Origin of the sequence: Streptomyces sp. OR43 (assembly GCF_008042275.1) — a bacterium.
In the GTDB taxonomy this organism is placed as follows: domain Bacteria; phylum Actinomycetota; class Actinomycetes; order Streptomycetales; family Streptomycetaceae; genus Streptomyces.
The window spans coordinates 779,284-804,164 of sequence record NZ_RDBK01000008.1; the positions used below are offsets into that span (position 1 = coordinate 779,284).

A 24,881-nucleotide genomic window follows, 5' to 3' on the forward strand; every position below is an offset into this window, starting at 1 on the left:
CGACCGTGACGAGCGTGGGATCAGCCGGCCGCCGCGGTGTGGGAGGACGGCATCGGCTGGGAATGGAGTGTTCTCCGAGCTTGATGGGCCGTCAAGAAGACTGACAACAAACGCTGTTGGTGGCCGTGCGGGACATGTCAGCGCACCGCGACGACCGCGGAGCCATGACCGAACAGTCCCTGGTTCGCCGTGATCCCGGCCCGCGCGCCCGGAATCTGGCGTTCCCCCGCCGTGCCCCGCAACTGCCAGGTCAGCTCGCAGACCTGCGCGATGGCCTGGGCCGGCACCGCCTCGCCGAAGGAGGCGAGCCCGCCGCTGGGGTTCACCGGGACGCGTCCGCCGAGCGCCGTCGCCCCGGAGCGCAGGAGCGCCGCGCCCTCGCCGGGAGCGCAGAGCCCGATGTCCTCGTACCACTCCAGTTCCAGCGCCGTGGAGAGGTCGTACACCTCCGCCAGGGACAGATCCCCGGGGCCGATGCCCGCCTCCTCGTACGCGGCCCGGGCGATCGAGCCCCGGAAGCTCATGGGGGAGGGTTCCACGGCGACCGCGGAGTCCGTGGCGATGTCCGGCAGATCGAGCACCGCCTTCGGGTACGTGGGCGTCACGGTCGACACGGCACGGATGCGGACCGGGTCCGGTGCGCCGTGGCGCCGGGCGAAGTCCATGCTGGACAGGACCAGGGCCGCCGCTCCGTCGGAGGTGGCGCAGATGTCCAGCAGTCGCAGCGGATCGGCGACGACCGCGGAGGCCGCGACCTGCTCCGCGCTCACCGCTGCCCGGTAGCGGGCGTTCGGGTTCAGCGCGCCGGCCGCCGCGTTCTTGACCTTGACCCGCGCGAAGTCCTCCGGAGTGTCGCCGTGCACCGCCATCCGGCGGCGGGCGTACAGCGCGAAGTACGCGGGATTCGTCGCGCCGAGCACCCGGAACCTCAGCCAGTCCGGATCGTCCGGCCGTTCGCCACCCGCCGGCGCGAAGAACCCCTTGGGCGCCGCGTCCGCGCCGACCACGAGCACCACGTCCGCCATACCGGCCAGGATCTGCGCCCGGGCGGTGTTCACCGCCTGGGCGCCCGACGCGCAGGCCGCGTACACGCTGGTGACGCGGGCGCCCTGCCAGCCGAGCGCCTGGGCGAACGTCGCCCCCGCCACGTACCCCGGATAGCCGCCGCGCACGGTGTCCGCGCCGACCACCGACTGCACGTCCCGCCACTCGATGCCCGCGTCCGCGAGCGCGCTGCGGGCCGCCACCGTGCCGTACTCCACGAAACCGCGGCCCCATTTGCCCCAGGGGTGCATCCCGGCCCCGAGGACCGCCACGTCCCCGCTCATGCCGCACCGCCCGCGACCGGCCGCCAGTGCCAGGTGGTCCGCACCACGCCGTCGTCGTCACCCGGACCGGCGTCCATCACTCCCGGCACGGCCTCCACGGCCATACCGACCGCGAGATCCTCCACGCCCACCCCGGGCGCGGCCTGGCCGAGCACGACCATGCGCTCGGCCGCCAGCTCCACCGCGACCAGTGTGTACGGTTCCCAGGGCGCCTCCGGATCCGACAGATAGGGCGCGGGCGGCCGGTAGCGGCCGTCGGTGTACGACCAGACCGTGCCGTGCCGGGACAGCGGCACCTCGGCGAGTTCTCCGCCGGTACAGCCAGGATTGCGGCAGAACCCCTGCTGCGGCGGGAAGAAGACCGACGAGCAGAGCGGGCAGCGGGTGCCCAGCAGCCGGAAGTCCTCCTCCGTGCCGTCCTCGGTGAACCACCCGGACACCACAGGTATGCGCTTGCGCGGCAAAGCCCCTCCCGGCACTGGATCTGACGGAACGTCAGAAGTGTGCCACGGTCAGCTGTTGTCGGCGAGCCACTTGGCAGCGGTCTGTGCGAGCTCGTGGTCGCGGCCGGCCAGCATCATCCCGATCATTTGCGCGTCACCGCGCAACGACCAGGCGGGATGACCGAACGTGGCCGGGTTGTTCTTCTCGATCAGGAAATGGGCGGGCCATCCCGTATACCTTGAGTGTCGTACCAAACGAACTCAACGAGGGGAGGTGTAGGCATGGCTGAATATGCACAGATCAGAGCCCTAATCGCGGTTCGCCTCAGCGACATGACGGACGTTACGACCTCGCCGCTGAGGCAGCGGGAAGCCGGCGAGGGACAGGCGGCACGCATCGGGGCACGTGTCGTCGGGTACGCAACCGACCTGGACGTCTCCGCCACCAAGACCACGCCGTTCGAGCGGCCGGAGCTTGGTGACTGGCTCCGTCGCCCAGACGAGTACGACGTGATCATCTGGTGGCGGCTTGATCGCGCGGTCCGGTCGCTGGCAGACATGGAGGATCTGACGCGGTGGGCTAAGGAGCACCGCAAGCGGATCATCTTCGCGGAGGGTGCAGGTGGGACACTCGACCTGGACATGTCGTCAGCGCTTGGAGTGTCCGACATCGTCGTACGGCTGCTCGCGTGGGCCGCGCAGATGGAGGCGCAAGCAATCGCAGAACGCGTGTCTGGAGCACGTGCGACGCTTCGGGCGCAGGGACGTTGGGCGGGTGGGATCCCGCCGTATGGCTATCGTCCAGTTGCGCGTGACGGAGCGCCGGGGTTGACGCTCGTCCCCGATCCGTCGGCGGTTGCAGTCCTGGAGCAGATGATGGCTGACATCCTTGACGGAGCGCAGCCGCACAGCATCGCCATGGAGCTGAACGAAGCAGGCGTACTGACCCCGCGCGACCACGACGACGTCAGACGCGGGAAGGTGCCGCGGGGCCGTGCGTGGGTTGGTACCACGGTAAAGAGCGTCGCCTCGTCCCCCACGCTTCTCGGCTACCACGTGCACCAGGGCAAGCCGGTACGCGACGGGAAGGGACGCCCTATCCTGGCGGGTCCGCCAATCGTGGAGCGGGACCAACATGAGCAAGTGAAGGCGGCGTTGGCGGAGTTGGCAGCTCCGGAGCGTCGGGAGAGGAAAGACACGAACGCGCTGCTTCTCGGTGTCGCCCACTGCGACACCTGCGATGGCCGCATGTACATGTACAGCGCCAACAGCGGAAAGACCATCGTCTACGGGTGCCGGGCGCTGGCGCGTGGGCGGAAGTGTGAGGCTAAGGCGTCGATCCGGGCGGACTGGCTGGACGAATGGGCCGTGGAGCAGTTCCTAGCGCGTATCGGCTCATGGCCAGTGACGCGGGTCATCCGCCACTCCGGCTACGATCCCGGACCTGAACTGGCAGAGGTTACGTCAGAACTGCGGGCCCACATGGGGGAGCGTGCGCGCTTCAAGTCTGCCGCCGGTCGTCAGATGTGGCAGGAAACGGCTGACGCACTAGAGGCCAGAGCCGCAGAGCTGGAGACCACACCATTCGTTGAAGCCCGGGAAGAAGTTGTGAGCACGGGCAAGACGTACGGACAGATGTGGGACGCCGCAGACACGGCCGGCCGTCGGCGACTGCTCATCGACGCCGGGGCCCGGGTCATGGTCAAGCCGTCGAAGGGACGAGGAGGCCGCGTAACGAAGTTGGACGTATCGCGCGTGGACTTCGTCATCGGAAGCCACGGCGATCCCGAGAAGGAATCTCTGGACGCCATCGAGCGGGAAGAATCTGAGTAGTGCGCAACCCCTGGTAGGCCCCCGCCTACCAGACATGGGGCGGCCCTGGCTTCATCTTTGGACGGAGTAGGCCAGGGCCGTTCCTCACCTGAATGAGGAGAAAGCATCATGGCACACACCTCTATCTTCGCGAACACCTTGCTTGTCGTCGGCCCCGTCGCAACCGAGGACGAGCGGGCGGACCTGCTCATGGTCGCTGGCGACGTCACAGATCAGCTGGGCTTCCCCACCATCATCGGCACTACGGCCGACGTGGACGTCCGCGACTTCGTGGCGGTGGTGGTCTGCGGGCCGGCGCTGCACGACGCGGAGTCGGCCATCGGAACGGCCATGATCCTGGAGGCCGAAGCTGCGCTGCACGACGTGCCGGTCATCTACAAGCAGAAGAGCAGCGACAACGCCCCGTGCGATGGCTGCGGCGCCTACCTGACGATCGCTGCCGTGCGGGACGAGAACGGAGAGCTGTTCTGCCCGGCCTGTACGGGCGACTCCCTTGGCTGTGCGCGCTGCGGCGAGGTCGACGAGCGGGACATCGAGCCGGTCTACGTCGACGGCGGATGGGTCCCGCTGTGCAGCGGTGGGTGCGCGTCGATCATGAAGGCGCTGAAGCCCTCCCCGCTCAACATCCCGGAAAACGACGAGCAGCCGCTCATGCTGCTGGGCGTCACCGCCTGACGTCACCCTCTGTCACATGGAAGGGCCCGCCGGTTCGCCGGTTGGGCCCTCCAGTGCGTTCGGGGGTGCGCCTCGTCGACGTCCTCCGCCTTCTCCGCCGGCTGCCAGACGAAGCGGAGAGCGATGTTCCGCGCTCAGATGAGCGCATGCGAGCGCGCGAGTTAGGGCACCCTCTGTGGCGTGCGCCACTCCACCCCGTCGCGAGTGGACAGACTTGCGGCCAAGATGGCCAAACTAGGATGATCTTGAAATCGTCCGTTTCCCCAGGTCAGAGGGGGTATAGGGTCTCTATTCTCTATTTTTCTGGTCAAACTTCAAGAAAAAATAGAAGACCTATAGAACTCCTCGTGGCCCTTCTGGATCGGGGGTCAAGTTCGTCATCTTGGCCAATCTGTCTCGCGACCCCGCGGAGGCCCCTCGTCGACGTCGGTTGACGAGCGGGGCGGAGGTGGAGGCGGCATCGACGTCCAGGAGGCCACTGGAGGCCCCATGGGGCGCGTCAGAGCGGACCTCGGGTACTCGGAGACCCTGAGGGCGCGATAGAGCCTCTGAGGGGCCTTCCAGGGCTTCAGTCTCGCGGGGGTGGGTGGCGAGGCGAGCCGGACGGAGGTGTGCAGCCGGCCATGGGTGGGGCAACTGGGTTCATTCAAGATCCAATGTCTCACATCGTGGAATCTCCGTAACCGTTGCGTAACGAACTGCTACGGCCTGGAGTGCGCAGAAGCTGCATGAGACGCTATTTTCGCAGGTCAGGGCATCTGGTGGGCGCGATTCCTGTTTCACCCTTGCGAAACCCACCCCCACATAAAGAAGGCGTGAGGGGCTCTAATCGCGCGCGAGAGGGCCCGCGCCCCCTGGTTACAGAGAGTTGTAACCCCGCAGACCGCGGGACCGGCGTCGACAGCCTCTTGGGCGTCGGTCCGGTCCCGTGCGCAGCTGCATCCCCCTGGCGCCTCTCCCGGGGTGGGATGCATCGGTCCCGGCGGTTGAGCCGTCGACGTGAAGCGAACTCTCCTCCGCTCGCTCGTCGACGTGCTCCCGCCGGGCCGTTAGACCTTTCGAAGCGCTGCCTCCGGGTGGCGCTTCTCTTTTTCCCGTAATTGGCAGGACGCCAGGACCCCAGACCGACAGGACACCTCAGGAGTACCCATGTCTCAGCGATACAGCGACGTTCCGGATCGGCCGCGTAGGCAGTGCCCAGCGTGCTTCCGCACCCTCGTCGTCTGCGCCGACAACTTCCATGCCGACAGCCTCTGTGCGGACGGTTTCACGCGGAAGTGTGCCGACTGCCGGAACGAGGCGGAGCGTATCCGCTACAGCCTGGAGGCCCCGCAGCGCGCCAGGCAGAAGCGTGAGCGCCGCGCGGAGCGGCGGGCGTACTTCGAGTCGACGGGGCGCTACGAGGCCGCCTGACGACCCCACAGACCTTCCATCCCGCGGGCCTTCGCCGACACGGCAGGGCCCGTTCTTCATGCCCACCGAGAGGCCCCGATGCCACCAAGGAAGAGGTCGACGCCCGCGAATCCGTGGCACGTCGTACCAGAGATCAAGCGTGCGGAAGAGGCGTTGACGCAGACGGAAGCGCGCCTATCCGCACTCGCGCCGGCCCCATCGCCCGAACACGCCCGCAAGGCGGTCGTAGATGCCGCCGTGTCGGCCCTGCGCAGCGATGGGACGCCTATCCCTGCCGACATCGGCCAGAGGGCCGCAGCCGCCTACACAGAGGCGCTGGCTCCAGTCGCGGAGCGGGAGGCGCTGACGACGGCCGTCGACTCGCTGAAGCGGCACATCGTCTATCTGCGGACCCGCCACACGGAGCCCGTACTCGCCACCCTGGCCGGTCAGCTCAACGACCTCATGTCGGAGGTGCGGGGCATTCTCGGCACCCACGGGCGCATCGTCGACGGCGAAACGGCCATCGACGCCGGCCCGGAGGCCGTAGACGCGTTCACGCGCCTGCGCGCCATCGTGAACGAGGTGGACGCCCTGCGTGCCACACAGCGCAACGTCCTGCGCGACGTCGTCGACACCGGAGTCCTGAACGCCATCTATCAGGCCGGACACGACCAGTTCTCTGACGTCACCCTGCACCCGCTGCCCGCGGACGTGAAGCGGGTCATCGCGGGGACGAGGCGGCGCAACGTCGCCTTCCTGATCTTCGCCGCTGAATCCGGGCGGCACTGGATTCCCACCTCCGTCGACGAACTGACCGCGGATGCGAGCGGGGCCGTTGACATCGGGAGCGCCGACGACGGCTCTTCCGCCAGCAGCTTCAACCACTGAACCACCGAGAGGTAAACCATGCAGCTCATCACCGAGTACGCCACCCCATCCGAACTGTCCGGCTACGCCCGTGCCGCGATCCGCGACCGGGAGGAAAACGCGTTCACCCTGTCGCGCTGGCTGCCCAGCGACACCATCGAAGACCTGGAATACCGCTTCGAGACCGGAGGCGGCGGGCTGACGGAAGCAGCCAACTACCGCGCATACGACGCGAGTTCGGACACCGGGGTGCGTGAGGGCTCCGCGCGTGCCAGCGGCGAACTGCCGCCCATCTCGCGGAAGATGCCCGTGTCCGAGTACGAGCAGATCCGCATGCGCCACACCAACACGATGCGCGACGAGATCCAGGACAAGATCTTCGGCGACACGGAGACCCTCGTCGGCGCCATCGCTGCCCGCGTGGAGCTGGCCCGCGGGCAGGCTCTGTTCTCCGCTGCCGTCACCCTGAACGAGAACAACGTCTACGGCGCCGTGGACTTCAACCGGCTGGCGTCGCACACCACCGCCGCTGAGATCAACTGGACCGACACCGAGACGTCGACGCCGTTCGACGACCTTCAGGCGTGGGTGGATCTCATGGTCGACAACACCGGAGCCGCACCGAAGTGGGCGCTCATGCCGTCGCGCATCGCGCGCGCCCTGCGCTCGAACGCTCAGCTGTGCCGCATGTCGACGACCGACTACACCGCCCCGTCCGTGCTGGCACTGGACGAGCTGAACGCGCTCCTGGCCAAGCATGAGCTGCCGCAGGTGACGACCTACGACGCCCGCGTGGTGTTCCAGGGCGCCGCTCAGCGCATCACGCCGGACGACTCCATCGCACTTCTCCCGGAGCCCGGCGACGCACTGGGCAAGACCCTGTGGGGCGTCCCCGTGGAGGCGAACGACGAGCGGTACGGACTCGCCTCCGGTGAGCAGGGCGGCGCGTACGTCGGCAACTACAAGTCGGAAGACCCGCAGACCGTGTGGACCCGTGCGACTGCCATCGTGCTGCCGGTCGTGGCGAACCCGAACCTCAGCCTGACCGCCAAGGTAACCGGCATCTGACGCTTCGGGGCTTCGTGAGGCGACTTGCGGAGCCCCGTCCCTTCCACCAGAGAGAGGCCCCATGGCCATCGGAGGAGCGCGCGGCCCGAAGCCGGCGCCACACAAGCCGCACAGTCGGCACCGCACCGACGAGGCGGAGTGGACGTACCTTCCGCCGGAGGGCTGCACCGACCCCGTGCCCGACCTCCCGCGGGGGCGTGAGTGGTCCGACGCTGAACGGGAACACTGGACCGACCTGTGGTCGGCGCCCATCGCAGTCGTGTGGGAGGACGCAATGGCTGGCCTCGTGGCTGCGTACGTCATTGCCGTGAGTGCCACGCTCACAGGCAGTCGCATCTCTGCCCAACTCGTAGGCGAGACAAGGCAGTTGGCCAACGACCTGATGCTTACGCCCGGGGCTATGGCTCGCGGCCGGTACAGGGTGGGTGAGCAGCCCACCACTGGCCACGTGGCAGCAGTGCACAGCCTGCCTGTGAGCGCGTGAGTAGCAGGCGAGCGGCACGCGCCCAGCGCCTGGCACAGGAGGCGCACGCGGTGGACATACGTGCGGGCGAGGTGCCGCTCTACTCATGCCCGCCTGAGCTGCGCAGGTGCGTCGTCTGGCAGTGGCTAGAGCCCAGCGAGTGCGCCGACGTGGAAGCGCATGGGATGAACTCACCACTCACGATCCGCGCTTGGCGTCGCTGGCAGGAGGCGCGCCAGGCGCACGCCGAAGAGGTGGGCCAGCCTGTGACGCAAGCGTGCGGTCCGACGGGCCGGCCGACGCTCAGTTGACCCGACAACGCCTCTGACCTGCGACGATCACCATGATCACCCCAGGGGGTGACCTGTGATCCATTTTTTAGGAAGACCGATAGAGTGCTGGGCCTCGCGGTGAATCTGCTTAGCAGAAAGGTCCGTGAGGCACTCCTGAGGCGCCTCTCCGGCTCCCTGGAGGCCCGCTCAGCGCCCCTCCGGCCGGCTGGACGCGAGGGATGGCGCGCGGTCGACGATCAAGAATCCTGCGCGGATCGTTCGCAGTAAGTGTGACAGCAAATCGTAAACCCGCAGCTGAGAGCGTTCTATCCGTAACCGATTTGCATTGTCGGAAGAGGTGAACGCCCTGCTGAAGTTCCCGGAGGGACTCCATGCACACCGAAGCTAGCCGCATCATCTGCCGCCGCAACGGCTGCACCCTGCCCCGCGCCCGAAGAATCCTGGACAACGGGAAGATCCGGCTCAACTCCCATTGCACTCAGGCGTGTGTGGTCTGGGACCAGCGAGCGAAGCGCGCCCTCCTGGAGGGTGACGCCGACGAGGCGAACGAGCTTCTGAGGCTCGCGGCGAGGTTGGACGCCCGCACGCACCCCGGGCAGACCGTTCCCGGCATCTTCGTCGACACCCGCAGGAAGGCCGCCTAGCGGCCCGCGGAGGAGTCGAACCGCCGAACACCCCACAGACCAACTGACAGGCCCGCAGCGGACGCGCTGCGGGCCTCTGTCGTACCTGGAGGAACCCTTGAACATTCCCGAGCCAGCCGTCTGCGCGCGCGACGGCTGCACCTTTCACGTGGAACTCGTCCTCGTTGCCAACATGCCACTACCCACCACCCATTGCGGCGCCGCGTGTGCCGACTTTGAGTGGATGCGGCGCGGGCTGGAGGCGATGGAGCAGACGCCCGACGTCGCAGGGTTGCGCAGCGACCTGCGCACCGTGGCTGACGTCCTGGACGCCCGCACCGACCCGACGGAGATCGGGGCGTTGATCGATGGCTGACCTGGATATCGTCGGTGGCGCAGCCGTCGACGTCGTACCCGTCATCCCCCAGTTCCACACCAAGCTGAAGGCTCTCGTCCTCCCCATCGCTGACAAGGTGGGGGAGGAAGCCGGACGACGTATGGGCGAGGCGATCTCTCGTAACATCGTCATCGCCATCCCGCAGGCCATCAACCAGGGTGGCAAGGCGGGTGTCCGGGTCGCCGGCAGGCAGGGCGACGACGCGGGCGGAGCATTCTCCCGCAGCCTGAAGCGCAAGCTTGAAGTCGCCTTCCGCGCCATGCCGAAGCTCCAAGTAGGCTTGGCAGACACGGGAGTTGACGCAGAGCTTGCCCGCCTGCGTTCGAAACTGGAACAACTCTCCGGTAAGCGAATCGGCATCGACGTCGACGCCGGAGCCGCCCGTGCTGAAGTCCTGCGCATCGAGAAGGAGCTTCAGAGGCTCGGTGCGGAGCATCCCAACGTTGCCGTGCGTGCCGACACTGCGACCGCTCGCGCGGCGCTCCTGGCGATCCGCGAAGAGATCGACGCCGTAGACCGCAAGGACATCCGCATCCCGGTGAGGGTTGACACATCGCAGGCGTCCTCGGCCCTGATGTCACTCGGCATACAGGTCGCGGCACTGGCAGCGATCCCGCTTGGTCCCGCGCTTGCCGCGGGTCTCGGTGCCGTCGTGACGATGGCCGCCGCAGCCGGCGCGGGAGTCGGAGCCCTGGCTCTGGCCGCAATCCCTGCCGTGAAGAGCGTCACGGAAGTGATCCGGCTGAAGACGGCCGCGGAGGACGAGGCGACGAACGCCACGAGCCGAAGCGCCGCAACGGCGTCGCAAGCGGCCTCCAAAGCCATCCAACTGGCAAGTGCACAGGCGCAGTTGGCGTCAGCCCACCGGAACGCAGCCAAGACCATAGAGGCCGCGGAACGGGCCGTCGCGCAGGCTCAGCGGGCCGTCGCGGACGCAGCGGAGCGAGCCGGCGAGCAGCGCCAGGCAGCGGCCGACGGAATACGCAGGGCGGAACAGTCCCTCGTCGACGCTCAGCGCACGGCGCGCCAGGCGGAGCAGGATCTCACCCGCGCGCGTGCTGACGCCGCACAGCAGCTCAAGGCGCTGAACGACCGGCTGACTGACGGGGCCCTGGACCAGCGTGAAGCCACGTTGCGCGTTCAGCAGGCGCAAGAGGATCTCAATGCCGTCATGGCGGATCCGAAGTCGACGAAACTTCAGCAGGAAGCCGCACAGCTTGCCCTTGACCGTGCCCGCCAGGGCGCCAAGGAGCAGGCGCAGAACTACGAGGACTTGAAGAAGTCCGCGGAGGCTCAGCGCAAGGCCGGCGTCAATGGCAGCGATGCCGTGAAGGCCGCAACGGATCGCGTAGGCGAGGCTCAGCGCACTGTCGCCGACCAGACAGAGGCACTCGCGAAGGCTCACGAGGCAGCCGCGAAGGCTCAGCGCGACGGAGCACGCAGCGTCGCAGACGCTCAGGCGAAGGTAGCCGACGCTGTACGCGCCTCTGCCGACGCGCAGGTGTCCGCGGCTGAGTCCGTGGCCAGCGCGCAGCGAGGCTTGGCCTCCGCTCAGCTGTCCTCGTCGACGGCCACGGGCACCGCCACGACGAAGGCGGAGGAGTACCGCAAGGCACTCGCGAACCTGACGCCGGCGGGGCGCAACCTCTTCAACGCCGTTGCGGGACCCAACGGGCTCACCGCCGCATTCAAGGCTTGGTCGCGAGAGCTTCAGCCGGAAGTCCTCCCCATTTTCACTCGCGGGGTAAACGGCGCGAAGGCAAGCCTTCCAGGTCTGACACCGCTCGTACTTGGCGCAGCCGCGGGAATTCAGACGCTGATGGATAAGGCTTCAGCTCAACTGAAGACGCCATTCTGGGTATCCTTCAAGCAGGATCTGAAGAAGAACGTTGAGCCCGCCGTTGTGGGATTCGGCGTCGCGTTTGGCAACGTCATCAAGGGCATTGCCGGCGTTATCGACGCGTTCCTTCCGCACATGGACGGGATCGCGAAGAAGTCCGACAGTATCACCGGGCGTTTCGCGAAGTGGGGATCGTCGCTGAAGGGATCTCCCAAGTTCGAGAAGTTCCTCCAGTACGTCAAGGATACGGCGCCAGGTCTCGCGTCGTTTATCGGCGACGTTCTGACGGCAGCTCTGAACGTGTCCAAGGCCGTTGCGCCGCTGTCCACGACGATGATGGCCGTTATCGGCCCCGTCTTCGAAGCCGTCTCGTGGCTGGCGACGAATAGCCCCGGCCTGATTCAGGCGTTGTGGGGGTTGTGGGCGGCACAAAAGGCAATCGCTCTCGGCATGGTGGCGTTCTCCGCGGCAATGACCGTTTACCAGTCGGTCATGCTGCTCTCCGCCATCGCAACGATGGGGTTTGGCACCGTTCTGAGCGCAACGGGAATCCTCCCAATCATCCGTGCCGTGCTTATCGTTGTTGGGCTGCTCGTTGCGGGATTCGTTCTCGCTTACACCCAGTGCGATTGGTTCCGAACGGCCGTTGATGCGGCATGGGCGGGAATTAAGACCGGAACCATGTTCCTGTGGAACGTCATTCTGAAGCCGACCTTCACCGCTATCTGGACCGCGATTCAGTTCGTCGGTGGCGTGGCGATGTGGCTCTGGGAGCACGCTTTCAAGCCCGCGTTCGACGCCATCGGAGCAGCAGCTCAGTTCCTGTTTACGCTGCTCACGGTCATTGTCCTGCTACCCATCATGCTCGCCATCAAGGCGACGGGGGCGGTAGCGAAGTGGTTGTGGGAGAAGGCGTTTGGACCGTCGTTCAGGGCCATCGGCGACGTAGCGACGTGGTTGTGGAGCAAGGCCATCAAGCCTGTATTCGGCTGGATCGGCGACCTGGCGAAGTGGTTGTGGAGCAACGCCATCAAGCCTGCGTTCGGCGAAACACGGAAGGCGCTCGATGCGTTCGGAACGGCCGCAAAGTGGCTGTGGACGAGCGCCATCAAACCAGTCTTCGGCTGGATCGCCGATAGGGCGAAGTGGCTGTGGGACAAGGGAATCAAGCCGGCATTCGATCTCATCATGGATGGTGTCGACCTCGTCGTTAAGGCTTTCAAGCTGGCGAAGGAGGGCATCAAGATGCAGTGGGATGCCCTGAAGGACATCGCGAAGAAGCCCGTGAAGTTCATCATCGAGAATGTCTACAACAAGGGCATTGTTCCCCTGTGGAACGGTGTTGCTGGCGTTACGGGCGCTGACAAGATCAAGAAAATGGACCTTGACGGCTTCGCAACCGGCGGCATCATGTCCGGCTATTCCCCGGGCCGTGACGATCGCGTTGTCGCCGTTGGTGGCGGTGAGGCGATCATGCGTCCCGAGTGGACGCGCGCAGTGGGTGCCGACAAGATCAACGAGTGGAACGCTGCTGCCCGCTCCGGCGGTATTGGCGGCGTTCAGCGTGCGATCTCGAACGGCATGCCGGCGTTCAAGGACGGTGGCATCGTCGACTGGGTCAAGGACAAGGCCGGAGACGCTGGAGACTTCCTCAGCGGCGCCGCGGACTTCCTGGACCCGACGAAGCTGTTCGACAAGGCAAAGAAGCTCGTCGCCAGTCAGATGAAGCCCTACCTGACGAACCCGTGGGCCAAGTCCGTTGCCAAGATGCCTACCGAAATGCTCACGAGCATGAAGGACAAGGCGATGGATCTCCTCGGCTTCGGCGGAGGAGGTGACGGCGGGGGCGGCTCCTGGATCAAGCCCGTGGACGCCGCTTTCGGCACTCGCTTCGGCAAGTCCGGCTCCCTGTGGTCCTCTGGGCACCACACTGGGCTGGACTTCCCGGCGGCCGTCGGAACCGCGATCAAAGCAGTCGCCGACGGCAAGGTGTCGCAGGCGACGTCAGGCGGCCCCTACGGTATTCACGCCATGCTCAACCATGGTGGCGGGCTGTCGTCCCTCTACGCGCACATGTCGAAGATGCTCGTCTCGCTGGGCGACACCGTTAAGCAGGGCCAGATCATCGGCCGTGTGGGAGCCACCGGCAACGTCACCGGGCCACACCTTCACCTGGAGGCGCGCACCGGAGGCCGCACCGTCGACCCGATGCAGTACCTGACGGGTGGCGGTGGAGGCGGCAGTGTCGGCTCTGGCGTCCAGCGCTGGCGCGGAGTGGTCAACCAGGCACTACGCCTGACGGGCAACCCCTCGTCGTACGCAAACGTGACGCTGGCGCGCATGCAGCAGGAGTCAGGCGGTAACCCGCGGGCGGTCAACAACTGGGACACCAACGCCCGCTCCGGCTACCCGTCGACCGGCCTCATGCAGGTCATCCGGCCGACGTTCCAGTCCTACGCGGGCTCCATGCTGAAGAAGGGCCCGTTCCTGAACGGGGTCAGCATCGACCCCCTGGCGAACGTCTACTCCTCCATGCGCTACGCGAAGGCTGCCTACGGCAACCTGGGTAAGGCGTACGGGAGGGTTGGAGGCTACGCAGGCGGCGGATTCCCGCCCGTCGGCGAATGGTCGCTGGTCGGCGAGAACGGCCCCGAGCTGGCGTACGGCCTCACGCCGACGCAGGTCATGAGCAACCACGACAGCCGGAACCTCTTCCGCGAGGCTGCGCAGGGCGGTGGCGGACGTGGCGGCCCTTCGACGATCAACGTCGAAGCCCGCGTCTTCGTCGGAGACCGCGAGATCACGGACATCGTCCGCACCGAAGTGACCGCACACGACGCCGCTACTGCGTCGGCCATTGAGACCGGCCGGTACATCTAACGCACACAGGGGCTGCTCTGCCGACATGGCGGAGCAGCCCCCACGCATTCCCCCAACTGCCCCTGGAGCACGCCGACATGGCGGCTCCAGGGGCTCCCCAGACCCGCGAAAGAAGGACTCTCATGCTTGGACAGCCCGCGAAGAAGCAGCACACCGCCTGCCCGCAGTGCGGGGCGGAGATCAATCAGACCCCGGGAGCCGGGCGGCCCAAGGTTTTCTGCAAGCCGTCGCACGGGCGCACCTGGCGCACCCGCATGCGGTCGGCCGGCTGGCTGTAAAAGATCATGGAGCCTCCGCGTCACATCGTCCCCCTACCCCCACATAACTCAGTCGACAGGAAGCCATGCGACGCGGAGGAGAACGCATCATGATCACGTCTGAAGAGCTGGAGTTCGTCGGACTGCTGGGCACCGACACGGGGCGAGTGGCCATCGTCGATCCGTGCTACGCCGCGCAGGTGGCCGACGCGGAGGCGCGAGAGCCTGGCAGCGCGGAGTACATCGACTTCGAGTACGCCACCGTGACACCGACGCCGCCGGGGGACGGCATCTACGACGTCTTCAACGTGCGCGACGAGCGGGGGCGGGTCGTCGGCATCTACGTCGACCTGGCGGGGCAGTTCGCGGACGCTGACACCGACGAGAGCCCCGCGCCGGCGAAGGTGGCGGCGTGAACGTGGAGGCGCTGAGCCCGCTGGCGGACAGAGCGGCCAGGATGCGGTTCAACAGTGCGATGCGAGAGAAGGGCGTCCCGGCGAAGGCTTGTTCCAAGTGCTTCGTAGTCAAGGGGCACGAGGCATTCAGCGTGCGACGCGACGCAGGTGACGGGCGGAACGGCCAATGTCGGACGTGTTCGAACGTAGGTAACCGCCTCTGGTATGCCGAGAACTCTGAGCGAGCCGCCCAGAAGGATCGAGTGTGGAGAGATGCGAACCCTGATCGCTGGAGGGAGTTAAACCGGCACAGTAGGGCTCTCCGACGTGCCCGCATCGCAGCCGCAACCGTCGTCCCCTTCACCCACGATGAACTGATGGCCTCCTGGGAGGACGACGGCCTCTATGCCTGCGTCTTCTGCGGCGGCCCCTTCGAGGAGATCGAGCACATCCTCCCGCTCTCTCGGGGCGGTGAGCACTCCATCGCAAACCTTGTCCCGTCCTGCGTCGAATGCAACCGGGGCGTCGGCGGTAAGTGCAGTCGGCTCCCTTGGGAGTGGCTGGCCGAACGCTTCCCCAACCTGGCGCCGCTACTCCTGCCGGCCAACGCGTGACCAAGAGCCCTGTCTCCATCCGGAGGCGGGGCTCTTCTGCGTTACGGCAGGTTCTTTGAGACGAACGAACCGAGCCCTGGCGTCGTCACGAGGAGTCCCTCCTCGCGCAGAGCGGCAACGGCCTTTCGCACGGTTCCGCGGGCTACGCCGAATTCGGCTTCGAGCTTGACCTCCGACACGAGAGCTTGTGGGGCGTACTCGCCAGTGATGACGCGCCGGCGGACTTCGTCGGCTATCTGCTCCCACTTGGGCCGAGTCGGGTCCCACTCCATGTCGCTCATCCGCCGGACTGTACGTATCCCATCCTACCGGGGCATAGACACCCATAGGCGTGCCTATGCATGGACAGGGGTGTACAGGTAGGCGTATCTTTGTGTCGCGTAAAGCACCCCGGCGACCGTGCGACCGGTCCCGGGGGCATGGCCAACCTGAGAGAGCAGGTCGACGTGCCCAATCGTAACCAACTGCCTCACGAGGTCCACCTCACGGACCCTCTCAAGCCGATTACGCCCCGGCCCTACCCGAAGTGCGACGTGTGCAGCGCGCTGCTGAAGGAATGGCTGTCGGTGTCGGAGCCGGCGTCACCGAGCTTCGACCGCGCGGAGTGCAGCCGGATTGCCGCAGAGATCAACGCCCACAGGCTCAAGGACGAGCGCAGAGCGCCCGCCATGTGACCCCCAAGCCCCGTGCGCTGCCGGCCGACTCGCAGCGCACGGAGAGCGGCGGACGAGGTCGACAGCCAGTCCCGCCGCTCAGCCGAAGCCCTCGTCACTCACCCCCAGAGTGGCGAGGGCTTCTTCATGTCGCAAGTTTTTTGATTCGACTCTTGCCACGTACCCGCCAGGCCGTCCCGTACCCGATCAGCGGCAGCGCGGCCACGTAGCGCTTCCGGCCGCGCGCCAGTCCGTAGGCGGTGATCGCGAGACCGGTCAGGGTGCCGGTGAGATGGACCCAGCGGGTCGCGGCCCGGGAGTGCATCGCGACGTAGTAGGGCCAGAACTCTTCGTACGAATCGAACGTCTGCTGTGACATACGGGCACCGTAATGGCTGGATCGGCAACCGGATACGGCCGATCCGCGTCCGAGAAGAAGAGCGGGCGGCCGGGACCCACGGGGGTGGTCCCAGCCGCCCGCTCGTATCTCCTTCCGGGACGCGGCGCCTCAGTGGCCGGCGACGGACCTGCGGGCCACCGGGAAGTCGAAGTAGGTGGCCGGGAAGAGCTCCGGCTTGAAGGTGTAGTGCCACCACTCCTCGGCGAGGTTCACGAATCCGGCGTCGGTGAGCGTCTTCTTGAGGAACTGGCGGTTGGCGCGCTGCACGCCCTGGATCCGCGGGTCGTCGGTGTGCGAGAGCGTGTCGAAACAGTCGAATCCGGTGCCCATGTCGACCGAGTTGTCCGGAAAGCGTTCGGCCTGCGGGGCGTAGCAGGGCACCAGCTTCTCGCCGGCGCGGTACGGCCTGGTCGGCAGGGCCGGCAGCCGTACCAGGGTCAGGTCCACCGTGCTGCCGCGGCTGTGTCCGGACTTCTCGGCGATGTAACCGTCCGCGAACAGACGGGTCTTGTCGACCTGCGGATAGAACTCGCTCTTCATCGTCTCGTCGTCGAGATCCTTCGCCCACCGGACGAAGTGGTCGACGGCCCGCTGCGGCCGGTAGCAGTCGTACACCTTCAGCGAGTACCCCTGGGCCAGCAGCCGGACCTGGGCCCGGTGCAGGGCCTCGGCCGCCGGCCGGGTCAGGATGCACAGCGACTGGCGGTACCCGTCCACCGGCACACCCATGAAGTCGTGCCCGGTGGGGTAGCGCATCTCCTGGATGATCGTGGGATCGACCGTGCGCAGCGCGACGAAGTCCCCGGGAGCCTTCGGCTCGGGCTTCGCCTGCGCCGCGGGGGCGGCGGCGGTGACGGCGAGCAGCGTGGCGGCGGTCGCTGCGAGGACGCGGAAAACGGAACGGATACCTGTCATGGGCACATCCTCCACTGGTCCGGCCGTCCGGGGCGGGCGATCGGATACAGTCCGCGCGTGGCCGTGACGAGGAAACCGGAGAAGCCCGTGAAGGACTCCCACTGCGGCAGTTGCGGAGCGCCGTACACCGCGCTGCCGCACCCCGGTGCCTGGCCCCGCGTCTGCGCCGCCTGCGGAGCCACCGCCTACCGCAACCCGCTGCCGGTCGCCGTCGCCCTGCTCCCCGTCACCGGCGACGACCGCACCGGTGGCGACGTCAATGGCGACGACCGAACCGGACTCGTCGTCATCACCCGCACCATCGAACCCTGCCTCGGCGGCACCGCCCTCCCCGGCGGATTCATCGACCACGACGAGGACTGGAAACACGCGGTCGTACGTGAACTCCGCGAGGAGACCCGCATCGAGGCGGACCGCGACGACGTCCGCCTGGCCGACGCCCTCAGCGACCCCGACGGCCACCTCCTCCTGTTCGGGCTGCTCCCCGCACGGCCGGCCGCCGCACTCCCGCCGTCCGCGCCGACCCCCGAGACCTCCGGATTCCGAGTGCTGCGGAGCCCCGAAGCGCTCGCCTTCCCCCTCCACACCGAGGCGGTCCGCGCCTGGTTCGCCGGCCGCTACCGCTGACCGCGCTCCCCGCGGCTCAGAGGCCCRGCACCCGGACAGGACGGTCCACCAGCCCCTCCTCACCGTCCTGTCCGGGTGCGGGGCCTCTGAGCCGCGGGGAGCGCGGTCAGCGGTAGCGGCCGGCGAACCAGGCGCGGACCGCCTCGGTGTGGAGGGTGTACCGCTCCACCACCACCGGCGCCCAGCCGTCACCCCCGTCACGGACCACCGAGCCGCCCCCACCCGCACCCTCCGCCGGAGCCCAGACCTCCAGTTCGAGCCCGCCTCAGCACCACCCCGCCCGGGGTCCGCAACTCCACCGCACCGTGCCGCGACACCACGACCGTCAGCCGCTCCGACACCACCTGCCAGCCGCCGTCCTTGTCCGGCTCCYGCACCGCCCGGGGATCGGCATCGGGCGCGGAACCCGGCAGCGCGTAGGACGGTACGGGCTCCGCCCCGTCCCATCCCCAGAAGACCGCCCCGCCCACCGCCACACGGATGCGCAGCTCCGAACGGGCGAACCTCACCACACCGCCGCCCGCCTCCGGCTCGGCCCCCACCACGGTCCCCGGCACCCGCGCCCGTTCCGGACCGCGCGCAGGCAACGCCCGCGCGTCAGCCCGGACCCGCCGCCACGCCGCGCGCACCGTACGCAGCCCCTGCTTCGAACCGACCAGCTTCACCGAGCGCACCAGGTCACGACCGTCCATGCGGCTCACCCTGCCACCCGCTGATCCGGGAACGGGTTCTGTTCAACTTCCGTTCACCCGCGGCCGGCGGCGGACGGCCGCGCGCGGGGTGTGGCCGCACCACATACCGGACGGCGCGGCCATGGCCGGGCAACCCTGGTGCGAAAGACGATCACATGGCATCGTCCGTGGAGCCGCCTCACGCGCACACCCCAGCCCGTGCGCGCGACACACGCACACACCGCGTACCCGTACAGCCAGGGAGCCGCCCCATGACCTCAGCAGCCCACGAAGCCCCCCTGTGGCAGCCCGGCCCGGACCGCATCGCGGCCGCGGCCGTCACCCGCTTCCAGAGCTGGGCGGCCGAGCACCACGGAGCACCGGCCGAGGGCGGCTACGCGAGCCTGCACCGCTGGTCGGTCGACGAGCTCGACACCTTCTGGAAGGCCGTCGCCGAATGGTTCGACGTCCGCTTCTCCACCCCGTACGAGACCGTCATCGGTGACCGCGCCATGCCCGGTGCCGCATGGTTCCCCGGTGCCACCCTCAACTACGCCGAGCACGCGCTGCGCACCTCCGAGGACCTCCTTCGCGCCGACGCCCCCGCACTTCTCCACGTCGACGAGACCCACACCCAGGTCCCCGTCTCCTGGTCCTCGCTGCGCCGCCAGGTCGGCTCGCTCGCCGCCGAACTCCGCGCCCTCGGCGTCACCCCGGGCGACCGGGTCAGCGGCTACCTCCCCAACATCCCGCAGGCGGTCGTCGCCTTCCTCGCCACCGCGGCCGTCGGCGGCGTCTGGACCTCCTGCGCCCCCGACTTCGGCGCCCGCAGCGTCCTCGACCGCTTCCAGCAGGTAGAACCCGTCGTCCTGTTCACCGTCGACGGCTACCGCTACGGCGGCAAGGAACACCACCGAGCCGACACGGTCGCGGAACTGCGCCGGGAACTGCCCACCCTGCGCGCCGTCGTCCACATCCCGCTGCTCGGCACCGACGCACCCGAAGGCGCCCTCGACTGGTCCGCCCTCACCGCCGCCGACACCGAGCCGGTCTTCGAGCAGGTCCCCTTCGGCCACCCGCTGTGGGTCCTCTACTCCTCCGGCACCACCGGCCTGCCCAAGGCCATCGTCCAGTCCCAGGGCGGCATCCTGCTCGAACACTTCAAGCAGATCGGCCTGCACTGCGACCTCGGCCCGGAGGACCGCTTCTTCTGGTACACCTCCACCGGCTGGATGATGTGGAACTTCCTCGTCTCCGGCCTCCTCACCGGCACCACCCTCGTGCTGTACGACGGAAGCCCCGGCTACCCGGACGTCAGCGCCCAGTGGCGCGTCGCCGAACAGACGGGCGCCACCCTCTTCGGCACCTCCGCCGCGTACGTCATGGCCTGCCGCAAGGCCGGCATCCACCCGGGGCGGGACTTCGACCTCTCCCGCGTCCAGTGCGTCGCCACCACCGGCTCCCCGCTCCCGCCCGACGGATTCCGCTGGCTCCACGACGAGGTGGCCGACGACCTGTGGATCGCCTCCGTCAGCGGCGGCACCGACGTCTGCAGCTGCTTCGCCGGGGCGGTCCCCACCCTCCCCGTCCACATCGGCGAACTCCAGGCCGCGTGCCTCGGCACGGACCTCCAGTCCTGGGACCCCGCGGGCGAACCCCTGACCGGAGAGGTCGGCGAACTCGTCGTCACGCAGCCCATGCCGTCCATGCCGATCCGCTTCTGGAACGACCCCGACGGCGGCCGCTACCGCGAGAGCTACTTCGAGACGTACCCGGGCACCTGGCGGCACGGGGACTGGATCACGATCACCGACCGCGGATCCGTCGTCATCCACGGCCGCTCCGACTCCACCCTCAACCGCCAGGGCGTCCGCATGGGTTCCGCGGACATCTACGAAGCCGTCGAGCGCCTCCCCGAGATCCGCGAGTCCCTCGTGATCGGACTGGAGGAGCCCGACGGCGGCTACTGGATGCCCCTGTTCGTCCATCTCGCCGAAGGCGCCGCACTCGACGACGACCTCCGCGACAGCATCAAGCGCACCATCCGCGAGAACCTCTCCCCGCGCCACGTCCCGGACGAGGTCATCGAGGTCCCGGGCATCCCGCACACCCTCACCGGCAAGCGCATCGAGGTTCCGGTCAAACGCCTCCTCCAGGGAACCGCCCTGGCCAAGGCGGTCAACCCCGGTTCCATCGACAACCTGGAACTCCTCCACTTCTACGAGGAACTGGCCCGCAAGCGCAGCTGACCGAGGCCACTGTCAGTGCCCGTGATTACGCTGAGTGAGCAATGTTCGACAGCGCACTGGGGGAATCATGGCGCAGACCAGGAACAACCGGGCGACCGTCCGCGGCCGGACCGGCACCACGATGCGACGCACGCTGCGCCGCGAAGCACCGACCACCATCGGCCTCCTGACCGATGAGCAGGACTTCGCGGCGATGCGGCACTACCGCACCTTCACCTTCGACGACCACACCGTCTACCTGCGGCAGGTGGAGGGCCTGCTCCGGGCGCTCGCCGCACAGGGCATGCACACCACGGTCGCCCTCTTCGACCCGGAGGAGTACGCGGAGTTCTGCGCCGAATCGGGAATCGCACCCGATACCCCGGCCGGCCGCAGCCGGTTCACCGCGGAGGTCGCGGCCTGCGGCGCCACCGTGGCCTACACCGGACAGCCCATCGACACCCTGATCCCGCTCCTGGTCTCCCGAGCGGTACGGCAGGCCACCTGGGAGTACGGCACGATGCTCCTGTCCGGGCTCGGTGACTGCGCGGACTGCGGACAGGACATCGGCCGCGCCGCCTTCGACCGCGCGTCCCACCTCCTGCTGCGCACCCTGGAGGCGGCAGGTCCCGGCACCCACCACCTGGTCTGCAGCACTCCCACGGAGAACGAACAACTGCTCGCCGCGCTGCACACCCGGCGCGACAGCACCGGCCCCGCGCACCTCGACTCGGCGGAAGGCGCCGAGTTCGTGACCGTACTGGCCGTCGGCATCGCGCTCGACAGCCATGGGGGAGTCGTCCTGAGGACCAGCGCTCCGGGGGCCGCCGACCGGGTCCACGGCTGGCGCCTCACCGGCGGCAGCCTCGTCCCGCTCACCGCGGGGGAGGTGTTCAGCGCCTACTGCACCGACGCCGACACCGGTGACCCCGTCTCGCCCGAGTCCGGTGTGGAGTACTGCGCGGGCTTCGACATCGGTGCCGACGAACCGGAGGCGCACCGCTGACAGCCGGAAGGGGCTCCCCGCCACCACTGGCGGGAAGCCCCTTCTCCTACCTCGGGGGCGCGCTACTCGCCCGACAGCACCGCCTGCGCGGCGACGCGCGCTTCCTCCGCGGAGTCCGCCGCACGCGCGGCCGACGCGGCACGCTCGCACTGGGCGAGCGTGTACTTCGCCAGCGTGCTGCGTACATAGGGAATGGACGCGGCGCCCATCGACAGCGACGTCACACCCAGACCGGTGAGCACACAGGCGAGCAGCGGATCGGAGGCGGCTTCACCACAGACCCCGCAGCTCTTGCCCTCGGCCCTGGCGGCATCGGCCGACATCGCGACCAGGTCCAGCAGCGCGGGCTGCCACGGGTCCTGGAGGCGGGACACCGCACCCACCTGACGGTCGGCGGCGAACGTGTACTGCGCCAGGTCGTTGGTGCCCAGCGACAGGAACTCCACCTCCTGCAGCACCGAGCGCGCCCGCAGCGCGGCCGACGGGATCTCGACCATCGCACCGAACTTCGCCTGCAGCCCGGCCGCCCGGCACGCGTCGGCGAAGGCCTTGGCGTCCGCACGGTCCGCGACCATGGGAGCCATGACCTCGAGGTAGACAGGGAGCCCTTCGGCCGCCTTCGACAGAGCGGTCAGCTGCGTCCGCAGCACGTCCGGGTGATCCAGCAGGCTGCGCAGCCCGCGCACGCCTAGCGCCGGGTTGGGCTCGTCGGCCGGAGTCAGGAAGTCCAGGGGCTTGTCCGCCCCGGCATCCAGCACCCGCACCACGACCCGGCCTTCGGGGAAGGCCTCCAGCACCGCGCGGTACGCGGCGATCTGCTTCTCCTCGGACGGCGCCTGCTTGCTGTCGTCCAGGAAGAGGAACTCGGTACGGAAGAGACCGACACCCTCCGCGCCCGCCTCCAGCGCAGCCGGCACGTCGCCGGGCCCGCCGACATTGGCGAGCAGCGGCACCTTGTGCCCGTCGGAGGTCGCGCCGGGACCGGTCGACGCCGACAGTGCCGCCTTGCGCGCGGCGGCGGAACTCTCGAGCTCCGCCCGCTTCTCGGCACTCGGCTCGACGAAGATCTCGCCGGTGCTGCCGTCCACGGCGATCACCGTGCCCTCGGCCAGTTCGCCGGCACCGGGCAGGGCCACGACGGCGGGCACACCGAGCGCCCGCGCCAGAATGGCGCTGTGACTGGTCGGCCCGCCCTCCTCGGTGACGAAGCCGAGCACCAGAGTGGGGTCGAGCAGGGCCGTGTCCGCCGGAGCCAGATCGCGCGCGATCAGCACGTACGGCTCGTCGCTGTCCGGCACACCAGGCATGGGCACGCCGAGCAGGCGGGCCACGATGCGGTTGCGCACGTCGTCGAGGTCGGCGACACGGCCGGCCAGGTACTCACCGGCACCGGCGAGCAGCGCGCGGTACGAGGCGAACGCGTCGTACACACCGCGCTCGGCGGTACTGCCGACAGCGATACGCCGGTCCACATCGGCCATGAGCTCGGGGTCCTGGGCCATCATGGCCTGGGCCTCCAGCACGTGCTGGGCCTCGCCCCCGGCCAGGTTGCCGCGCGCGACGAGGTCGGCCGCCACTGCCTCCACGGCCTGCCGGGCCCGCCCCTGCTCGCGCTCGGCCTCCTCGGCCGGAATCTGCTTGGCCGGCGGTTCGAGCACTGCTGTGCCCATGTGCCGTACCTCGCCGATCGCCACACCGTGGCTCACGCCTACGCCTCGCAGCGTTGTCTGCATTGCACCCGTCTCCGGTTGTGCGGCGGCCGAAGCCCCCGCGGTGGATATCCAGTCGGCTGTCACTGCGCCGAACGCGTTACTGCCAGCCGAACAGTGTGTCGCCGACCTTCACGTCGCCGTCCTCGATGACGTCGGACAGCGAATCGGCCGTTGCCTCCAGTGCCACGACGGGGCAGATCGGCGACTTGCCGGCCGCCTCGACGGCTACCGGGTCCCAGCGGACGACCCCCTGGCCGCGCGTGACGGTGTCGCCCTTGTTCACGAGCAGCTCGAAGCCCTCGCCGTTCAGCTGGACGGTGTCGATGCCGAGGTGGGTCAGTACCCCGTGGCCCTCGCTGTCCACGACCACGAAGGCGTGCGGGTGAAGGGAGACAACGATCCCGTCGACGGGCGAGACGGCCTCGGACGGCTCGCGCACGGGGTCGATGGCGGTGCCGGGGCCCACCATCGCACCGGAGAAGACCGGGTCGGGTACCGCAGCGAGCCCGATGGCACGTCCGGCAAGAGGGGACGTCACAGTGGTCATGGGGAGCCTCCCAGAGTGGAGCTTGAATGGCGCCGCCGCGGCTGGTCGGAGGACGGCGTACTGCTCAGCAGCGTAAGTCATAAGAAGTCCCGGTTCCGCCCGAGTCCTGGTGGTTCGAGGACCTAGGTGTGTACCGGCAACGATTTGCCTCGACTCCCGGCGGCCTGTACTGTCGTACTCCTGCCTGGCCCCAACGCGACATTGAGTCGGGGGTCGGCGGCGACTATCAAGCCCAAACCCTAACCCGATATCGGGCAGCCGCATGCTTGCGGGGGGCCGGTCAGTGGGTGCGGAAAGGCCTGATAGTGTCTGGCTCGCCGGAAAGGAAAACGCGAAAGCGAATTCCCCGAGGCGAGAAAAGCGAAGCCCGTTTCGACCGGGAATCGGACACGAAAGAGTCTGATAGAGTCGGAAACGCAAGACCGAAGGGAAGCGCCCGGAGGAAAGCCCGTGAGGGTGAGTACGAAGGAAGCGTCCGTTCCTTGAGAACTCAACAGCGTGCCAAAAGTCAACGCCAGATATGTTGATACCCCGACCTGTTTCGGCAGGTTCGAGGTTCCTTTGAAAGTCCTGGCAGGCCTTCGGGCTTGGCAGGCAATGCACACAGCGAGGACATAGTGAACGACCGGTCCTATTCCGACTCGGTTGTTCCGCTCTCGTGGTGTCTACCCGATTACGGGAAAACATTCACGGAGAGTTTGATCCTGGCTCAGGACGAACGCTGGCGGCGTGCTTAACACATGCAAGTCGA

At 68.0% G+C, this 24,881-nt stretch carries 22 protein-coding genes, 1 rRNA gene and 3 pseudogenes; 17 read left to right on the top strand and 9 right to left on the bottom strand.

Annotation, left to right across the window (positions count from 1 at the left end; genetic code table 11):
• Nucleotides 1-137: 137 nt before the first annotated feature.
• From EAO72_RS07520 to EAO72_RS07530, 3 genes and pseudogenes are all read right to left on the bottom strand, one after another.
• Complete coding sequence (locus tag EAO72_RS07520; RefSeq protein WP_148016382.1) at nucleotides 138-1,328, bottom strand: lipid-transfer protein; 1,191 nt, start codon at nucleotides 1,326-1,328, stop codon at nucleotides 138-140.
• A complete protein-coding gene (locus tag EAO72_RS07525) occupies nucleotides 1,325-1,792 on the bottom strand; it encodes a Zn-ribbon domain-containing OB-fold protein (RefSeq protein WP_148016383.1) in 468 nt (155 codons plus the stop codon). The genes EAO72_RS07520 and EAO72_RS07525 overlap by 4 nt, the downstream gene beginning before the upstream one ends.
• Before the next feature lie 48 nt (nucleotides 1,793-1,840).
• Nucleotides 1,841-2,005, bottom strand: a pseudogene (locus tag EAO72_RS07530) (Mpo1-like protein); the annotation flags it as partial.
• A gap of 48 nt (nucleotides 2,006-2,053) precedes the next feature.
• On the opposite strand from EAO72_RS07530, the gene EAO72_RS07535 reads away from it, so the two are divergent.
• The 12 genes from EAO72_RS07535 to EAO72_RS07580 all read left to right on the top strand — a co-directional run bounded on the left by EAO72_RS07535 (nucleotide 2,054) and on the right by EAO72_RS07580 (nucleotide 15,371).
• On the top strand, nucleotides 2,054-3,604 hold the full coding sequence (locus EAO72_RS07535) for a recombinase family protein (protein ID WP_148016384.1): 1,551 nt from the start codon (nucleotides 2,054-2,056) through the stop codon (nucleotides 3,602-3,604).
• Between the two features lie 108 nt (nucleotides 3,605-3,712).
• Nucleotides 3,713-4,279: a hypothetical protein gene (locus EAO72_RS07540; RefSeq protein ID WP_148016385.1), complete on the top strand. Its 567-nt coding sequence runs from the start codon at nucleotides 3,713-3,715 to the stop codon at nucleotides 4,277-4,279.
• Between the two features lie 1,149 nt (nucleotides 4,280-5,428).
• Entirely contained in the window at nucleotides 5,429-5,692 is a 264-nt protein-coding gene (locus EAO72_RS07545; protein WP_148016386.1) for a hypothetical protein, read from the top strand.
• 153 nt (nucleotides 5,693-5,845) lie between these two features.
• Entirely contained in the window at nucleotides 5,846-6,562 is a 717-nt protein-coding gene (locus EAO72_RS07550) for a hypothetical protein (protein ID WP_261991349.1), read from the top strand.
• Nucleotides 6,563-6,580: 18 nt separating this feature from the next.
• The gene (locus EAO72_RS07555; protein ID WP_148016387.1) at nucleotides 6,581-7,609 is read left to right on the top strand and encodes a major capsid protein; all 1,029 of its coding nucleotides are present in this window, start codon (nucleotides 6,581-6,583) and stop codon (nucleotides 7,607-7,609) included.
• A 61-nt stretch (nucleotides 7,610-7,670) separates the two neighbouring features.
• Entirely contained in the window at nucleotides 7,671-8,093 is a 423-nt protein-coding gene (locus EAO72_RS44270) for a phage terminase small subunit (RefSeq protein ID WP_459112815.1), read from the top strand.
• A gap of 643 nt (nucleotides 8,094-8,736) precedes the next feature.
• Nucleotides 8,737-9,009, top strand: coding sequence for a hypothetical protein (locus EAO72_RS07560; protein ID WP_148016388.1), 273 nt, complete (start codon nucleotides 8,737-8,739; stop codon nucleotides 9,007-9,009).
• Between the two features lie 97 nt (nucleotides 9,010-9,106).
• Nucleotides 9,107-9,364, top strand: coding sequence for a hypothetical protein (locus EAO72_RS07565; RefSeq protein WP_148016389.1), 258 nt, complete (start codon nucleotides 9,107-9,109; stop codon nucleotides 9,362-9,364).
• A complete protein-coding gene (locus tag EAO72_RS07570; protein WP_148016390.1) occupies nucleotides 9,357-14,105 on the top strand; it encodes a peptidoglycan DD-metalloendopeptidase family protein in 4,749 nt (1,582 codons plus the stop codon). The genes EAO72_RS07565 and EAO72_RS07570 overlap by 8 nt, the downstream gene beginning before the upstream one ends.
• Nucleotides 14,106-14,227: 122 nt before the next feature.
• Complete coding sequence (locus tag EAO72_RS41815) at nucleotides 14,228-14,383, top strand: hypothetical protein (RefSeq protein WP_187284950.1); 156 nt, start codon at nucleotides 14,228-14,230, stop codon at nucleotides 14,381-14,383.
• Nucleotides 14,384-14,472: 89 nt separating this feature from the next.
• On the top strand, nucleotides 14,473-14,778 hold the full coding sequence (locus tag EAO72_RS07575; protein WP_148016391.1) for a hypothetical protein: 306 nt from the start codon (nucleotides 14,473-14,475) through the stop codon (nucleotides 14,776-14,778).
• The gene (locus tag EAO72_RS07580; RefSeq protein WP_148016392.1) at nucleotides 14,775-15,371 is read left to right on the top strand and encodes an HNH endonuclease; all 597 of its coding nucleotides are present in this window, start codon (nucleotides 14,775-14,777) and stop codon (nucleotides 15,369-15,371) included. Before EAO72_RS07575 ends, EAO72_RS07580 begins: the two co-directional genes overlap by 4 nt.
• Nucleotides 15,372-15,412: 41 nt before the next feature.
• On the opposite strand, the gene EAO72_RS07585 is transcribed toward EAO72_RS07580, so the two are convergent.
• Nucleotides 15,413-15,652: a GntR family transcriptional regulator gene (locus EAO72_RS07585; protein WP_148016393.1), complete on the bottom strand. Its 240-nt coding sequence runs from the start codon at nucleotides 15,650-15,652 to the stop codon at nucleotides 15,413-15,415.
• 165 nt (nucleotides 15,653-15,817) lie between these two features.
• Between EAO72_RS07585 and EAO72_RS07590 the strand changes: the two genes are divergently transcribed.
• Complete coding sequence (locus EAO72_RS07590) at nucleotides 15,818-16,045, top strand: hypothetical protein (RefSeq protein ID WP_187284951.1); 228 nt, start codon at nucleotides 15,818-15,820, stop codon at nucleotides 16,043-16,045.
• 166 nt (nucleotides 16,046-16,211) lie between these two features.
• On the opposite strand, the pseudogene EAO72_RS07595 reads toward EAO72_RS07590, so the two are convergent.
• Together EAO72_RS07595 and EAO72_RS07600 are read right to left on the bottom strand one after the other, a co-directional pair.
• Nucleotides 16,212-16,403 (bottom strand): annotated as a pseudogene (locus tag EAO72_RS07595) (Mpo1-like protein); the annotation flags it as partial.
• A 129-nt stretch (nucleotides 16,404-16,532) separates the two neighbouring features.
• Nucleotides 16,533-17,339 carry a M15 family metallopeptidase gene (locus EAO72_RS07600; RefSeq protein WP_148016395.1) on the bottom strand — a complete coding sequence of 269 codons (807 nt, stop codon included), beginning with the start codon at nucleotides 17,337-17,339 and terminating at the stop codon, nucleotides 16,533-16,535.
• Nucleotides 17,340-17,396: 57 nt separating this feature from the next.
• Here EAO72_RS07600 and EAO72_RS07605 point away from each other — a divergent pair, with 57 nt between their 5' ends.
• The gene (locus EAO72_RS07605; protein WP_261991350.1) at nucleotides 17,397-17,966 is read left to right on the top strand and encodes an NUDIX domain-containing protein; all 570 of its coding nucleotides are present in this window, start codon (nucleotides 17,397-17,399) and stop codon (nucleotides 17,964-17,966) included.
• Between the two features lie 260 nt (nucleotides 17,967-18,226).
• Here the strand turns inward: EAO72_RS07605 and EAO72_RS07610 are convergent.
• Nucleotides 18,227-18,658, bottom strand: a pseudogene (locus tag EAO72_RS07610) (glycosyl hydrolase); the annotation flags it as partial.
• 251 nt (nucleotides 18,659-18,909) lie between these two features.
• On the opposite strand from EAO72_RS07610, the gene EAO72_RS07615 reads away from it, so the two are divergent.
• Together EAO72_RS07615 and EAO72_RS07620 are read left to right on the top strand one after the other, a co-directional pair.
• Nucleotides 18,910-20,886, top strand: coding sequence for an acetoacetate--CoA ligase (locus tag EAO72_RS07615; RefSeq protein ID WP_148016396.1), 1,977 nt, complete (start codon nucleotides 18,910-18,912; stop codon nucleotides 20,884-20,886).
• A gap of 67 nt (nucleotides 20,887-20,953) precedes the next feature.
• Entirely contained in the window at nucleotides 20,954-21,871 is a 918-nt protein-coding gene (locus tag EAO72_RS07620) for a cryptochrome/photolyase family protein (protein WP_148016397.1), read from the top strand.
• A 62-nt stretch (nucleotides 21,872-21,933) separates the two neighbouring features.
• Here the strand turns inward: EAO72_RS07620 and ptsP are convergent, their stop codons facing one another.
• Nucleotides 21,934-23,604 carry a phosphoenolpyruvate--protein phosphotransferase gene (gene ptsP, locus EAO72_RS07625; protein WP_148016398.1) on the bottom strand — a complete coding sequence of 557 codons (1,671 nt, stop codon included), beginning with the start codon at nucleotides 23,602-23,604 and terminating at the stop codon, nucleotides 21,934-21,936.
• Nucleotides 23,605-23,680: 76 nt separating this feature from the next.
• Nucleotides 23,681-24,130, bottom strand: a complete 450-nt coding sequence (locus EAO72_RS07630) for a PTS sugar transporter subunit IIA (protein WP_148016399.1) — start codon at nucleotides 24,128-24,130, stop codon at nucleotides 23,681-23,683.
• Between the two features lie 686 nt (nucleotides 24,131-24,816).
• Between EAO72_RS07630 and EAO72_RS07640 the strand changes: the two genes are divergently transcribed.
• Nucleotides 24,817-24,881, top strand: a 16S ribosomal RNA gene (locus EAO72_RS07640); the annotation flags it as partial.

Excerpts from the sequence above, each read along its gene's own strand:
- EAO72_RS07520 (WP_148016382.1), bottom strand. The coding sequence starts at position 1,328 with ATGAGCGGGGACGTGGCGGTCCTCGGGGCCGGGATGCACCCCTGGGGC.
- EAO72_RS07535 (WP_148016384.1), top strand. The coding sequence starts at position 2,054 with ATGGCTGAATATGCACAGATCAGAGCCCTAATCGCGGTTCGCCTCAGC.
- EAO72_RS07540 (WP_148016385.1), top strand. The coding sequence starts at position 3,713 with ATGGCACACACCTCTATCTTCGCGAACACCTTGCTTGTCGTCGGCCCC.
- EAO72_RS07545 (WP_148016386.1), top strand. The coding sequence starts at position 5,429 with ATGTCTCAGCGATACAGCGACGTTCCGGATCGGCCGCGTAGGCAGTGC.
- EAO72_RS07555 (WP_148016387.1), top strand. The coding sequence starts at position 6,581 with ATGCAGCTCATCACCGAGTACGCCACCCCATCCGAACTGTCCGGCTAC.
- EAO72_RS44270 (WP_459112815.1), top strand. The coding sequence starts at position 7,671 with ATGGCCATCGGAGGAGCGCGCGGCCCGAAGCCGGCGCCACACAAGCCG.
- EAO72_RS07560 (WP_148016388.1), top strand. The coding sequence starts at position 8,737 with ATGCACACCGAAGCTAGCCGCATCATCTGCCGCCGCAACGGCTGCACC.
- EAO72_RS07570 (WP_148016390.1), top strand. The coding sequence starts at position 9,357 with ATGGCTGACCTGGATATCGTCGGTGGCGCAGCCGTCGACGTCGTACCC.
- EAO72_RS41815 (WP_187284950.1), top strand. The coding sequence starts at position 14,228 with ATGCTTGGACAGCCCGCGAAGAAGCAGCACACCGCCTGCCCGCAGTGC.
- EAO72_RS07575 (WP_148016391.1), top strand. The coding sequence starts at position 14,473 with ATGATCACGTCTGAAGAGCTGGAGTTCGTCGGACTGCTGGGCACCGAC.
- EAO72_RS07585 (WP_148016393.1), bottom strand. The coding sequence starts at position 15,652 with ATGAGCGACATGGAGTGGGACCCGACTCGGCCCAAGTGGGAGCAGATA.
- EAO72_RS07600 (WP_148016395.1), bottom strand. The coding sequence starts at position 17,339 with ATGACAGGTATCCGTTCCGTTTTCCGCGTCCTCGCAGCGACCGCCGCC.
- EAO72_RS07615 (WP_148016396.1), top strand. The coding sequence starts at position 18,910 with ATGACCTCAGCAGCCCACGAAGCCCCCCTGTGGCAGCCCGGCCCGGAC.
- EAO72_RS07620 (WP_148016397.1), top strand. The coding sequence starts at position 20,954 with ATGGCGCAGACCAGGAACAACCGGGCGACCGTCCGCGGCCGGACCGGC.
- ptsP (WP_148016398.1), bottom strand. The coding sequence starts at position 23,604 with ATGCAGACAACGCTGCGAGGCGTAGGCGTGAGCCACGGTGTGGCGATC.
- EAO72_RS07630 (WP_148016399.1), bottom strand. The coding sequence starts at position 24,130 with ATGACCACTGTGACGTCCCCTCTTGCCGGACGTGCCATCGGGCTCGCT.